The sequence below is a fragment of the Parablautia sp. Marseille-Q6255 genome (genome assembly GCF_951230155.1).
Lineage (GTDB): Bacteria > Bacillota > Clostridia > Lachnospirales > Lachnospiraceae > Choladousia.
Window position 1 is genome coordinate 116625 of record NZ_CATNVD010000007.1, and the last position, 14246, is coordinate 130870.

The window sequence follows — 14246 nt, forward strand, 5'->3', positions numbered from 1 at the left end:
CTCATCAGCAGGTGATTCGTCTGTTCTGAACAGTTGCAATTTTATTATTTTATATGCTCCTATGATTTTACACCGCCTGCCATAACGCCCTGCCTGAAGTGCTTCTGTGCACAGATATACACGATCACGATCGGGATCATAGAGATCAGGCTGCCCGCCATCAATACATTATACTCGGTTCCGTACTGTCCGTTCAAGCTGTTTAATGCAAGCGTCAGCGTCATTTTATTTTTATCTGTCAGCATCAGAAGCGGCCAGAGATAATCGTTCCAGCTCTCCATAAATGTCGTGATCGTCAGCGTCGCGATAGAAGATCCGCAAAGCGGTAAAACGACTGTTCGGAAAATGCGGAACATGCTTGCTCCGTCGATGCGTGCCGCTTCAATAAAATCATCTGGAATCGAACGCATCTGCTGCACCAGCATGAAAATACCGAAAGCACGAAACATTGCCGGAAGTATCACGCTGGGGTACGTATTGATAAGCCCCAGCCGGTTCATGATCACAAACAGAGGAATCAGCGTAACCTGTGTCGGTATCATCATAGACGCCAGATAGATATTTAACACCGCTCCAGCGCCCGGAAAACGAATCTTCGTGAACGCAAAAGCCGCCATGGATGCGGAAAGCACTGTAATGAATGTATAAGAAAAAGTAATAAACAAGCTGTTTAACATAGCCCGCAGAAACGGAAATCTGGAAAATACTTTTTCATACGCATCAAGCGTCGGCTCTGCCGGTATCCACTCGATCGGGAGCGCCATCAGTGCGCCCTTGCTTTTTAAAGAAGTAGACACCATCCAGAAAAACGGAATCATCACAATGACTGAGATCAGACAGGCGACTGTATAAAACCGGACATTCTGCCATACCTTACGATTCATAATGCACCCATCCCTTCTGTCCTTTCATTTGGATCACGGTCAGCACAAAAATAATGACAAACAAAAGCCATGAATATGCAGACGCATAACCCATCTTGAAATATTTAAATCCATACGTATAGATTCGCTCGACCATTACCTGCGTTGCCCCGTTCGGTCCGCCCTCCGTCATGATCATGACCTGCGGAAATAGCTGGAATGCATTGATCAGCGACATGATCATACAGAAAAAGATCGAGGGAGTAAGAAGCGGAAGCGTAATAGAAAAGAACTGCCTGATCTTCCCTGCGCCATCCACACGCGCCGCCTCGTAATACGTTGTATCGATCATTTTCAGACCGGATAAAAGAAAGAGACCGAAAAAGCCCATATCCTTCCAGACAGATGCCAGTACGATCGCAGGCATCGCCCACACCTCGCTCGTCAGCCAGCTCGGTCCCCTGACACCGATATAGGAAAGCAGCTGATTAAAAATCCCGTACTGTGGGCTTAATACCCATTTCCAGATCAGGCTGGCTGCCACCCAGGAGGTCAGCACCGGAATGTAGTACATCACGCGAAATGCTGTGATGCCTTTCATATTTTTATTCAAAATCACTGCAATTCCAAGCGATGCCAGAAAAACAAGCGGAATGTACAACACAATATAATACAGTGTGTGTCCCAGTACCTTCCAGAATTCTGAAGTCGTCAAAATATTTATGTAATTTTCCAGCCCCACAAAATGCTGTGACAGTGTATTCAAATTCAGTTTATCCAGCCCGTTCCAGTCGGTCAGACTGATAAAAATCGAAATTACGATCGGTAGCAGACTGAAAATGATCATTCCCACAAAGCTCGGAAGCATAAATGGAACCGACCGTATCAGCGCCTGCTGCTTTTTCTTCTTGCTCATACCGTTCTCCTCATTTTGTCCATATCATCAGATATCCCGCAAATCCCATGTGCAGTATATCATATCGCATATGTCACATGATATACTGCATCGTGTGATCGCCGGATATCTGAAAATGCAGCATTATATAGCGAATCAAACCATTTTATTGAAGAGTGATCTGCGCTTCACACTCGCTCTGAGCCGCGTCAAGCGCCTCCTGTGGCGTAATCTTTCCGGATGCCGCTTCTGCGAGCTTTCCTGTGATAATGTCGGACATCAACGCATAATCCTCAATGACCGGAGCTACCTCAAGATAATCCAGAGAATCAAACACTGCCTGACGGTTCTGCGGAGGAGTCATTTCAAGATAACTGGAAAGCACCTCCTCATTGCTGATCGCCGGAAGATCCCATCCCGCGTCTATACGCATCTTTGCCGCCGTCTCACTTGATGCGAGCCAGTTGATCCAGCACTGTGCCGCTTCTTTTTTCTCTGTATCTGCATTTACTACAAGCGCATTGCTGAAGAAATGTGTCGCTTTTTGCGTCTGCCCCGGCTCTACACAGATATCCCATTCAAAATCACAACCTTCTGCAAAAGTAGAGAATGCCCATATACCGGTCGGTATCATGCCAAGACGTCCGCTCTGGAACAGATCCCAGTCTCCCATACCGCTCATCTGCTCATCATTTGGCTGCACGTTGCTGTCAGTGATCTTGGAGATCATCATTTCTGCTGCCGCTACATTTTCTTCGGAATTAATCGTAAACTCTGTCTTATCCTCATTTAAAATACTTCCGCCAAACTGAGCCGCCACCTTGAAAAATTCATTAAATGTCACTGGCTGATAGATACCGTACGTATTTTCATCAAGTGCCCGAATAGCCTCTGCCGCCGAAAGAGCGTCCTCCCAGGTCCACTCATCAGTCGGATAGTCGATCCCTGCCTGATCGAACAGGTCTTTATTATAAATGAGAACAACGTTAGAAAAATTGCCTGGCACACCGTACTGTGTTCCATCTACATTAAAGGCAGAAAGAGCCGTCTCATTATACCCCGATGCATCAAGATCATCGAGCGGCGCAAGCGCGCCCTTATTTGCATACGCTGCAAAGTTCTCGATATTCAGCTCATAACAGTCAGGAGCTGTACCGCCTGCTACTCTCGTCTGCATCTGCGTAAAGTAATCATCGAATCCTATCGTTTCAATCTCAACGGTAATGTTCGGATACTCTTCATGAAATGCTTCATACATCGCCTCCAGCGTTTCCTCCTGTCCGCCTGAAGCATTGAAGTTTGCATATGTAATCGTAACCTCTTCCTCTGCTGCCGCTGTCATCGTGCCTGCCGCCAAAACTGCTGCCATCGCTGTACCTGCCGCCATTGCTTTCCACTGCTTCATCTCTTTCATATTTCTTCTCCTTTCTATATTTAACCGGTTAACCGGCCAGAGTACACACATATTTTTCTTTGTTAAATAAATATTATCCATTTTTTACACTTCCCGCAGTCTGTTCAAGGCTTCCATCTTTTATTTCAGGATTTCCCATGAAATCTTACGCTTTGCGCCTTTTATATCTGCATGAACTCTCCCCTGCTCCCAGTTTAGAAGAATCTCTGATTCCTCGTCCCGGAAACGGTATTTTCCGCTCTCTCCTGCCAGTATAAAATGTAGCCGTTCAAATCCGTCGGATGACAGGCTTTCTGTCCTTATGTCATCTCCCTGCACGTGTTCCTTCATAGCCACTGCGTGACCGCCTCTTAAATAAACCGGAAAACGTTCCTTAGAAAGAATAACTTCATCCCCATTGTATTTTCTGTGAGAAAAGAAGCCGTACCACGTTCCCGGCGGAAGCCAGAGCTGTCTGCCCGTCTGATTCTCCTCAAAGAGCGGCGCGACAAGAAGACTTTCTCCGAACATATACTCATCCTCCCACTCAACAGACTGCCTGTGACAAGACCAGGTATATACAAGCGGCCGCATCATCGGTCGATACGCTTCACAGCAGTCCATTGCGCTGCTGTAGATGTACGGGACAAGATCCATATGGAGATTATGCCAGAAGCGAATCTCATCCAGCAATTCCGGTTCATCCCACGCCTTCGCAATGTTCCACGGACTCCGTTCATTATTCCCGTCTGCACCGGGCATAATCTCTTTGAACTGCCCTCCGTCCGGTTCTGAATGCCACTGCAAAGCCGGTACAAAGCACGCAAGCTGCGTCGCTCTCCGATACAGGTCCGACGTTGGAAGAGGTCCTGCAAATCCTGCTATATCAAAGCTCCAAAACGGGATACCCGTCATTGCCGCAGACAGACCTGCCTGAAATACATCTCTTAATTCACTGTTCTCAGACTGCTGATCGCCGCCCCAGTGGATCGGCATACGGTGTGCGCCCCGCGAGCCGGCTCTTGAAAACAGGACGTGATCCCTTCCCAAAAACTTTGTATACGCTTCTGTATACAGCCTTGCATACGCGTTTTTCGCTTCCGTTCCGTCCATTCCATTCTTTAATAGGACATCAGGGCGGTAAATAAACTCTCCTCCGTCTGTCTTGAACCCGTCTACCCCCATATCAAGAAGATACTGACGCTTTGCAAACCATGCGTCGCACGTATCCTGATTGGAAAAATCCGGTATGAGCGATGTCTCAAACCAGTTTCCTGCCGGAATCTGATACGGAGTTCCGTCGCTGTTTTTCACGCAGAGGTCTTTTCTGACGGCATCCTCTTTGTCAAAAATAAGCTGCGTGTTTTTCTCTTCCTCCTCTGACTGACCTTTGTATACCGGGATCTGCCACAGGACAAGACGGATCCCTCTGTCATGAAGACTGCGGATCATTTCAGCCGGATCGCTCCAATAACTGCTTTTGGAATAATCAAAATCATCCGCCGTAAATATACCTCCATCCGTCTTTGGCTCATAAGAAGCTCCGTTCCAGATGTAAAATGTCGCTTCATCGCTCCATGCTTCCAGCACCATCACACTTGCCGGAAACTGATACTTTTCCAGATACTTTATCTGATTCTCCACATCCTGCTGCGAATTCCAGTGATTCGCAGAGATCCACACGCCAAACGCATACTTCGGCGGCAGCTTTGCCTCTCCCAGAAGCTTCATGTATGCTGAAATCACCTCATCGACCGCTCCGGCAAACACATACACATCTGCATCCGAAGGAAGCTCGCACACGATCGTCTCATTGAAAGAAAACACTGTTTTCTTGTCGGTGTCAATATAAATACCAAGTCCCGTATCTGTTACAAAGAACGGAGCCGTCAGATACGTGTAATCTCCCTGATGGCAGAAATGCTCGATCACCTGATTAACGACCGTATTTCCCTTTTGGTTCAGTCCATTAAACTTCTCTCCCATACCGTACGCTCCGGCATACGGTACTTCAATCCGAAGGCAATCCTCTCCTTCGTTTCTCCTTCTATGCAGCAGGACCTGCGCTCCGCTTGGAAGAACTGCCTCCAGCGTCCCTTCGCCGCACGGTATCACCCATTGTTTCATAAAATAATCCGATACACCTCTCTTTCTTTGTTTCTGCAGACGGAATATCTTTCCCTTCCTGCCTTTCTTCTCATCGATCACACGCGTATTCTTCGCACACTGTCTCTCTCCACAATCTTTACCGGAAGTATTTCTTCGACCTTCTTCATCCTGGGATCCGCCATATTCTGTACAAGCAGCTCTACGGCATGCTCGCCTTTGAGCGAAATCTCCTGTCGGACTGTTGTCAGTCCCGGCGTCAGATATGCGGAAATATCGAGGTCGTCAAATCCCATGATCGAGATGTCCTCAGGTACACGCACGCCGGACTCATAAAAACCTTTCATCAGCCCGATCGCAAATATATCCGCCGTCGCTACAAGTGCCGTCAGCTCCGTGTGCGACTTCGCGATCCGGTAAGCGATGTCTGCGCCGCTGTCATAATCCACGTTTCCCTCAAAGACGTATTCTGCCCTGTACGGAACTGCGAATTCCTCCAACGCCTGCTGATACCCTTTAAACCGCTTCTGCATAACGCCATCCTCATGAAGCAGGCCTGCTACAAGCCCTACCTTCCGATGCCCGGCTTCCAGCACATGCTTTGTCGCCATATAGGAACTGTACTGGTCGTCGATACGCACCTGATGAAATCCGTCATACCTGCAATAGCTGTCGACCATCACGACCGGCACATCGAGCTGACCAAGCTGCTCAAAAAACTCATTCTGGTATGTGCCGATAATAATGACACCGTCAAGATTGCGTTCACGGATCAGATCCAGATAATCCGCCGTCACATCCGTTGCGGAGATCAGTACGTGATACCCGTGCTGCCTCGCGTGATACTCGATGCTGCCAAGAATCTCACTGTAGAAATTGTTGCGGAACATCAGCGTACTGCCCGGCTCTGTCTGCGGAACAACAACACCGATCAGCTTTGTGTCTTTCACGGACAGCCCGCGCGCATTTAAATCCGGCACATACTCAAGCTGCTTGATCACATCGAGTACAACCGCTTTCGTCTGCTCTGAGACTTTTTTCTTTCCATTTAGTACGTATGATACGGTCGCAACAGACACACCTGCCACCGCCGCCACATCCCGGATCGTTGGTCTTTGCTTCATAATGAGATTCCTCTGCTTCTGCCCTTCTTGTTCTTTGGTTTTTTACTTTGTTTCCTGCCTTTTATTGCTTCTTCCTGTTCTTTCTACTGGTAAATCATTACTTGTTTTAAACCCTGGTTAACCGGTTAACTAAATTATATTACCGCCGGTTCTTCCTGTCAATCCACAAGTTTTATACTGCTTTATTTTCATTATATTTCAACAAAATAAAACTGCTGTTTTTTAGCAATATGCCAAAAATACAGCAGCTTAGAATGAACGGCGCATGCACGGATAATTATTCTTCTCCAAACATCATGTATTCCATATAAAACTCCTGAAAATCCGGATCTGCCGACAGACTGATCTCGGTACTCATCCCGACCAGCGCATCCAGCCTGTCATCTCCCCGGCTGTCCATCAGATATCTGGCAGCGCCTGAGAGACTGCTGTTTCCTACTGTCCGGATCTTTCCGCGGAATTCCTCCGGGAGCATACCGATCGCGAACGCCTTTTCCACATCCAGCCGGAAGCCGAAGCCGCCCGCCACGCAGACGTGTGCGACCTGTTCCTTCTCTACTCCGTAACGAAGGAGAAGCGTCTCGATCCCGGCGCGCACTGCTGCCTTTGCAAGCTGGATCTCCCGTATGTCCTTCTGGGTGAAAACGATATTTTCTCCGCTCTTTGTTGTGGCCAGAGGAAAGCCTTCCTCAAAGTATTCCTCGTCAAGCAGTCCTGACGGTTCAACGAGCCCGCACCGCACCAGCTCTGCCGCCGTTTCCACAACCCCCGTGCCGCAGATGCCTGCAGGCTCGCGGTCCTGGATTGTGCGCACGGCGGCCGTATGATCCGCGCCGATCTCCACTGCGCAGATCGCGCCCGGGATACTTCCCGTCCCCCACTCGATATTGCCGCCTTCAAAAGCGGGGCCTGCCGCGGTCGATGCGGTATAGATCTGCCCGCGCCGTCCGACTGCCATCTCCCCGTTTGTACCGAGGTCGATCAGCATACTGACCTCATCTGTTTCGTCGAAGCCGCAGGCGTAGAGTCCCGATACAATGTCTCCGCCAACGTATGTCGAGATACCAGGGAGCACGGTGACTTCTGCATCACACAGATCACTGCCAAACAGTTCGCCAAATGTACTCTTGATAAGACCGATATTGACCGGCGTAAACGGATACACGCCCAGCGTATCGCAATCATATCCCATCAGCAGATGAACCATTGTCGTATTGGCGCCCACTGCGATCCTGCGCACAGAAGCGGAAGAAACTCCGCTCTCCTGCATCAGTCTGCAAAAGCCGGAGAACAGATCCTTGCGGATACTGTTTTTCAGCGCTTCCTTCTTTCCTTCTACAAATGCCTGGATCCGCGAAATGACATCGGCGCCGTACGCACGCTGTCCGTTGATAAAGGTCACTGTATGCAGGATACGCCCTGTCTCTCCCTCCAGAAGCTCCATTGCGACTGTCGTTGTCCCGATATCGACTGCCACGTCATACCATGCCCTCTCCGTCTGCGTGCCTCCCTGCATCACTTGCTTTTGCGGCTCTTGTTTTTGCTCTTCCAGTATATCGCCGACCACATCAAACTCTGATTCATCCGGCAGATCGAGAAGGATCTCCAGATCATCTTTTGGGAAAAGACAGCATGCCAGACGGTATCCGGCTGCAAGCTCTGCTTTATCAAGCGACTTTTTATCTCCTTCGGAAATCGGAGCATCCCCCGATAGGATCTTTATGCGGCACTTCCCGCACCGCCCTTTTCCTCCACACGGCGCGCTGATAAAAAAGCCGCTCCGCACGAGTGCATCCAGCGCCGACTCTCCTTCTTCCAGCAAGATCTTCTCTGTCACATTGCTGCGTGTCACCGTAAGCTCTGTCTTTGGGATATTTCTGTGGCGGCACGTCACATTCGGGCAGTTGCGGCAGTCATGCTGCGCTTTGAATATACCTGTATCCTGCGTCAGAATAAAAATCTGGCACGTTGTCTTTACCGGATCATACATATATCCGCTGCTGATCCCGATCCCGAACCGTTCCTGCAAATGCAGGTATTCCCACGCCACCTTCTGAGATTCCATGGAAATATCCTGCGGCGCCTCCAGCCTTCGCAGGATCCCTGTCTCATGCTCTGCGCAGACCTTGCGCAGCTGTTTCTGCCAGATTTGCTCCAGAGAAAACAGAGCCGCATCTGCCATTGCATCGCAGAGCATCCCGCGCACATAATCTCCTGATGCAAACGCCTGCGTGCTGGCTGCGCTTATGGCCTTTCCTACGCTCGTGACCACATACAGTACCGGCGTGCCTGCCTTGTATTTTTCTGTCGCTATCTCTTTCGGAAGCTCGCCAAACCCCATCACTCCGACCGGCGAGAGCATTTCCATTACCGACTCATATATCTCCCGGTACTCATCGACCACCTCTTCATAGACAGGGCTGTCCTCGTAGCAGTCCATCCCTTTAAGCGTCTCATCGAGTCCGACCTTGGGCTGCAGTCCTTCCAGTTCGTAAAACCGTTCCATCTCCGTCCTCCCGAATCATGATAAAATCGGCTCCGTATATAATCCTATATCCCGGAGCCGATCGGTCAGTTCATATCTACTGTGCTTATGATGCTTTTTTTGCCATTACTGCTTCTTTCGCTTTTTCTGCTGCGCTCGCTGCATCCGGTGTATAGTAGTCTGCACCGATCTGCTGTGCAAATGTGTCATTGACCGGAGCGCCGCCTACCATGACGATATATTTATCGCGCAGACCGCGCGTCTTCAGCTCTGTGATCAGATCCTCCATATTCGGCATTGTTGTTGTCAGCAGAGCAGACATACAGATCACATCAGCGCCTACCTCTTCTGCTTTTTCGATAAATGCTTCCGGAGCTACATCTACTCCCATATCATGAATCTCAAATCCTGCCCCGCGCAGCATCATGACAACAAGGTTCTTTCCGATATCGTGCAGATCGCCTTTGACCGTTCCGATCACGGCCTTGCCTACCGGCTCGTTTCCGACCTCGACCAGCTTCGGCTCAAGAATCGCAATACCTGCTGACATCGCTCTGGCTGCCACGAGTACCTCCGGCACGAAAATCTCATTCTTTTTGAACTTCCCTCCAACGATCATCATTCCATCAAGAAGTCCCTCATTCAGGATCACTTTCGGATCCATCCCTTCGTCGAGCGCCTGCTGCACAAGCGCCTTTACATTCTTTGCGCGTCCCTTCTGTAAAAATTCAGAGATTTCTGTAATAATTGTTTCCGCCATTTTTAATACCTCCTGCTGTTTTTCTCACGTACTTCTCCGCTCTTTCCGTGACTTTCTTTTACATGGTCATTATATGTTTTTTTTCCTATACTTTTTTTGATTTATTTTGGAAAACCTGTATATTTTTTTACTTTTTTCCCGTATAATACAGACTGTAAAAATATATTTTGAAATTTTTTTCGTTTTAGGGGGATTTTTTTATGCAGCCGATCTTATACACGGTTATCCAGAAGCAGCATCTGCATGATATGCTCGAAACCTTTTATCACTGTATCAATCTGCCGATACAGGTGCTCGATGAAAACGGAAACATTCTCGACAGCTTTGGAGACACCTATCATTACTGCCGTATTTTCAAAGGCTTTCTGCCAAAGTCGGAATCCTGCCAGAAGATACACTCCAATGCCAGCAAGCTGGCCATGAGTCTGGGGGAGACGTATATCTTCGCCTGCCATTCCAACCTGAACCACATTGTGTTCCCGCTCACCAATCACAATACACTGCTTGGCTCTATTCTTGCCGGCCCGTTTTTGATGGATGAGCCGGACTCTCTGCTGCTGTCTGATCTTTCCCGCAAATACCAGATCCCCGCCATATCCCTGCTGGAAATGTACGAAGAAGCCGGCAAGCTTCCCGTCATTGACCCGCCCAGGGTCACCTACATCAGCAGACTTTTGTATTTTATGTGCTCCGGACTCGTCACAGACAGCCGCAACCAGTTTATCTTAAACCAGAGCAAGCTCCATCAGCAGTCCGTGATCAACGAGTCCATCCAGACCTACAAAGCCGCCTCCGACATAAACAAAAAAGCCTATCCCTATGAAAAGGAAAAGGCCCTGATCACCAAGCTGAAAACAGGGGATACGGAGCAGGCGAAAGCGCTCTTAAATGATCTACTCGGATACGTGTTTTTTGCAGAAGGGACTGACTTAAACATCGTCAAATCACGTGCGATCGAGCTTTCCTCCCTGCTCTCCCGCGCAGCCATCGAGGGAGGGGCGACAAGCGACAGCATCCTTCGCGCAAACAATCAGTTCCTGATGGATATCCAGAATACTGATACGCTCGACGATCTCTGCTACCGCCTGCAGGAAACCATAGATGTATTCACAGAATGTATGTTTAATTATATTCCAAGCAAGGGCAGCGAGCTGATCAAAAAAGCGATCCGCTATATTTCAAAGAATTTCCAGCACACGCTCACGCTTGATGAGGTGGCCAGCCACGTGCACCTCAATCCGTCGTATTTTTCGACCCTGTTCAAGCAGTCAACCGGCTCTTCCTTCAAAGAATATCTCAACCTCGTCCGTATCGAGGAGAGCAAGCGACTGCTTGCCAACACAGATTATTCGATCATCGACATCTCTATCGCCGTGGGATTCGAAGATCAGAGCTATTTCTCAAAGGTTTTCAAAAAATATACCGGACTGACGCCAAAGCAGTACAGATAAAACTGCGAGGCGCTGCAGGCGACCCGTTCCGGTCAGTCATCCTGCAGCGCCTCGTTTTCTTTATTCATTTTCTTTATTTCTGATAAAATTTTTCTGACGCGGCAAAGAATGCCCCGAGATTTTCCATCGTTGTCTGCGGCGGAATATCACAGCCACTCGCAAGTACAAAATTCGGATACCTGCTGCAGCGCTCAAGAAGCTCGTACGTCTCCTTTTCGATCATCTCCGGCGTACCGTTCCGAAGCGTTCCTGCCGGGTCGATATTTCCGATGATCATGCGGTCTGACGGCAGCGCCTGGAGCGCCTTCTCGATGTCGATCGCATTGCCAAAGCTGTATGCGCGGACATTGAGCGCTGCGAGCTGATCCATCAGCGGCTCTACCATTCCACAATTGTGATACAGGAACAGGAAGTTTTCGTCTTCGACTGCCGCACGGACCTTCTCTACATAAGGATTTGAAAATTCTTCCATCAGAGACGGAGACAGAAGTCCTGCCGCCGGTTCTGCCATGGCGATACCATTTGCGCCTGCCTCTTTAAATGCCTTTGCATATTCGATCAAAAAGTCCGTCGCCTTTTCCAGCACTGTCTCTACCATCTCCGGTTCCTCGTAACACAGGATCATGATCTCCGTCATGTCAAGCAGTCTGCCTGCCAGAGAATACGGCCCGATGATACCTGCGAGCACCGGGCGGTCTGTGATCCTCTCACACGCTTCGCGTATCCCCTTCACACACTCCCCGGTGCGTCCTGCACCGACCTGTGGTACCTGCAGCGCCTCTGCCTCATCCTCGTCATGGATCAGCGCGCCATGCATCGTCGGAATATCATCCGGACTGTAGATCACCTCTGCCCCAAATGCCTCCGCTTCTACAGACAGATCCATCAGACTGAAGGATACGCCTGCATCAAACCGTTTTGCGATCGCTTCCATACAAAGCGCCTGGTTGTGTCCGTCCCGGACCAGCTCCTCCACATTTTTTCCGATCAGCTGTGTTCCCGGAAAAGAGAGGATCGGCATCGGTTTCCGTACTGCCTCTTTCATATAGCTTTCAAGCCATTCGTTCATATTTCTTTTCATTATCTATCGACCTCCACCTTCCATTATCATGCCCGCCGGATAGTTTCCGGTAATTTCTTGATGAATCCTATTATAATTACCATTTTCTATTCGTCAATAGCTTTTGGAGAAGTGACAAAGAGGGTCTGGAAATTCAAAAGAAATCACGATTTCTTCAAGTTTTCGCTGTATTTTCCCGCTTTCCTGCAAAGCAGATCCTGTTTTTGTAATTCTATTATATATCATAGTAATTATTTCAGGTTTTTTATCAGACAGCTGCCGGTCCCTGTTTATTTGTAGTTTTTTATCACGATCTGAAGCGACTTTCTGCCCATGTATTCATTCACAGACGGATAGTACGCAATATCCAGCTCCATTCCGGCTCCTCTTCCCCAGAAAAGCTCCTGTACTTTGCTCTCCCCGTATTTTTCCGTCAAGTATCCGCGCAGTTCTTCCGGATCTCCAAAATACATGGCATCCATGACGCACCCCTTCCGGTTCATCACACGCAGCTTTACGACATTTGCATTTTTCCCAAGAATACGTGCTCCCTGTAAAGACAGATGCGCTTCCGCAAACAGCGGCTTTTCATTTCCTTTTCCAAATGGTTCCAGAAGGGAAAGCTGTGTGATGAGCGGTTCGTTGATATAGTCAATGGGCATTGGTACATCGATCACTACCTTTTCTACCATATCTTCCTGTGTCAGCGTGCAGTTTTCATTCAGCCGCCTGCGCATCTCATCAATGCGGCTTTTTTCCAGGGAAAAGCCTGCCGCCATCGGATGACCGCCGTATTTCGTAAATACATCGCCGCACTTTACCATCTCGTCAAACATCGAGTACGCTTCGATGGAGCGCCCGGACCCTTTGGCGCCATCCGCGGCATCTGTCACAACAAAGGTCGGCTTTCCATACCGCTCGCGCAGTCTCCCTGCTACAATTCCCGCGATACTCTCATGGCAGGAGGGCAGATAGATCACCAGTACGCGGTCTCCATCATAGACGCCTGCATCAATCGCGCGGCACGCTTCCTCTACGGCTTCCTGGGTCAGATTCTTTCTCTCGTCATTGAGCTCCTTTAATTCCTCCGCGAGCTGCTTTGCCTCCTGCGGATCTTCTGCAAGCAGCAGACGCATGGAACGCTTTGCAGTATCGAGCCGTCCGCTTGCATTGATACATGGTCCCAGCACAAATCCAATATGATACGAGGATACACTGTGAAGATCGATCCCGTTTGCGGCAACCAGAGCGCGCAGTCCGCAGTTATCCGTAAGTGGAAAACGCTTCAGCCCCTCCTTTACCAGAACCCGGTTTTCCCCGTCCAGATCCATCACGTCTCCGACTGTAGCAAAGGCAACGAATGGCAGCAGCTCCTGTGCCTTTGAGAAAGGAATCCCGCACCGCTCATACAGGCAGCAGATAACCTTCCACGCTACCGCAGCGCCGCACAGCTTTTTGTACGGGTATGCACAGCCCGGCTGCCTGGGATTGACCAGCGCATCTGCATCCGGCAGGAGATAGCGCCGCTGTGTTTCTCCCTCCAGCGCCCCTTCCGGCTGTGATGCGCACGCTTCATACCGAGGCTCATGGTGATCGGTAACGATCACTGTCATCCCGTGCTTCCTCGCATATGCGATTTCGTCGGGCGCTGCGATCCCGTTATCACACGTGACCACTGTATCAATCTCCTCCTCCAGCGCCAGCTCGATCAGATGTATATTAAGCCCGTAGCCGTCCTTCATACGATCCGGGATCTCAAAGTCTACATTTCCTGCACACTGAGAGATCCCCCGATACAAAATGTACGTGGCATTGACGCCGTCAATATCATAATCGCCAATGATCCGTATCTTTTTTCCCGCCCGGATCTTTTCTTCCAGAAGCGCGGCAGCCTCCGGGACGCCTTTCATCTGTCCCGGCTCGTGCAGGACCTCCAGCCCGCCGTGCAGATACTCCCCGATCGCCTCATCTCCTGTCACCTCACGATTACGGATGAGTCTGGCTATGACAGGGTCAATGTCAAACCTCCCGGCAATCCCTTCAAAATCAGCACGCTTCGCAGCCACAAACCATTGTTCCTGTTTTTTTCTCAGCATATGTTCTCCTGTT

At 49.5% G+C, this 14246-nt stretch carries 10 protein-coding genes; 1 reads left to right on the top strand and 9 read right to left on the bottom strand.

All coding sequences use genetic code 11. From position 1 onward, the window contains the following. Positions 1 to 59 precede the first annotated feature (59 nt). From QOX44_RS06840 to QOX44_RS06870, 7 genes are all read right to left on the bottom strand, one after another. A complete protein-coding gene (locus QOX44_RS06840) occupies positions 60 to 884 on the bottom strand; it encodes a carbohydrate ABC transporter permease (protein WP_283682263.1) in 825 nt (274 codons plus the stop codon). Beyond that, positions 874 to 1779 carry a carbohydrate ABC transporter permease gene (locus QOX44_RS06845; protein WP_283682264.1) on the bottom strand — a complete coding sequence of 302 codons (906 nt, stop codon included), beginning with the start codon at positions 1777 to 1779 and terminating at the stop codon, positions 874 to 876. Before QOX44_RS06845 ends, QOX44_RS06840 begins: the two co-directional genes overlap by 11 nt. Before the next feature lie 145 nt (positions 1780 to 1924). Beyond that, positions 1925 to 3172: an ABC transporter substrate-binding protein gene (locus QOX44_RS06850; RefSeq protein ID WP_283682265.1), complete on the bottom strand. Its 1248-nt coding sequence runs from the start codon at positions 3170 to 3172 to the stop codon at positions 1925 to 1927. Between the two features lie 120 nt (positions 3173 to 3292). Continuing rightward, the gene (locus QOX44_RS06855; protein ID WP_283682266.1) at positions 3293 to 5359 is read right to left on the bottom strand and encodes a glycoside hydrolase family 31 protein; all 2067 of its coding nucleotides are present in this window, start codon (positions 5357 to 5359) and stop codon (positions 3293 to 3295) included. After that, positions 5356 to 6381: a LacI family DNA-binding transcriptional regulator gene (locus QOX44_RS06860; RefSeq protein ID WP_283682267.1), complete on the bottom strand. Its 1026-nt coding sequence runs from the start codon at positions 6379 to 6381 to the stop codon at positions 5356 to 5358. The genes QOX44_RS06855 and QOX44_RS06860 overlap by 4 nt, the downstream gene beginning before the upstream one ends. 277 nt (positions 6382 to 6658) lie before the next feature. Beyond that, positions 6659 to 8887 carry an ASKHA domain-containing protein gene (locus QOX44_RS06865; RefSeq protein WP_283682268.1) on the bottom strand — a complete coding sequence of 743 codons (2229 nt, stop codon included), beginning with the start codon at positions 8885 to 8887 and terminating at the stop codon, positions 6659 to 6661. Positions 8888 to 8972: 85 nt separating this feature from the next. Beyond that, positions 8973 to 9626 (bottom strand): corrinoid protein, encoded by a 654-nt coding sequence (locus QOX44_RS06870; RefSeq protein ID WP_283682269.1) that lies wholly within the window; start codon positions 9624 to 9626, stop codon positions 8973 to 8975. A 200-nt stretch (positions 9627 to 9826) separates the two neighbouring features. On the opposite strand from QOX44_RS06870, the gene QOX44_RS06875 reads away from it, so the two are divergent. After that, positions 9827 to 11077: a PocR ligand-binding domain-containing protein gene (locus QOX44_RS06875; RefSeq protein WP_283682270.1), complete on the top strand. Its 1251-nt coding sequence runs from the start codon at positions 9827 to 9829 to the stop codon at positions 11075 to 11077. 73 nt (positions 11078 to 11150) lie between these two features. On the opposite strand, the gene QOX44_RS06880 is transcribed toward QOX44_RS06875, so the two are convergent. Both QOX44_RS06880 and QOX44_RS06885 read right to left on the bottom strand, forming a co-directional pair. Beyond that, positions 11151 to 12158 carry a uroporphyrinogen decarboxylase family protein gene (locus tag QOX44_RS06880; protein ID WP_283682271.1) on the bottom strand — a complete coding sequence of 336 codons (1008 nt, stop codon included), beginning with the start codon at positions 12156 to 12158 and terminating at the stop codon, positions 11151 to 11153. Between the two features lie 269 nt (positions 12159 to 12427). Continuing rightward, on the bottom strand, positions 12428 to 14233 hold the full coding sequence (locus QOX44_RS06885; RefSeq protein WP_283682272.1) for a single-stranded-DNA-specific exonuclease RecJ: 1806 nt from the start codon (positions 14231 to 14233) through the stop codon (positions 12428 to 12430). Between the last annotated feature and the right edge of the window lie 13 nt (positions 14234 to 14246).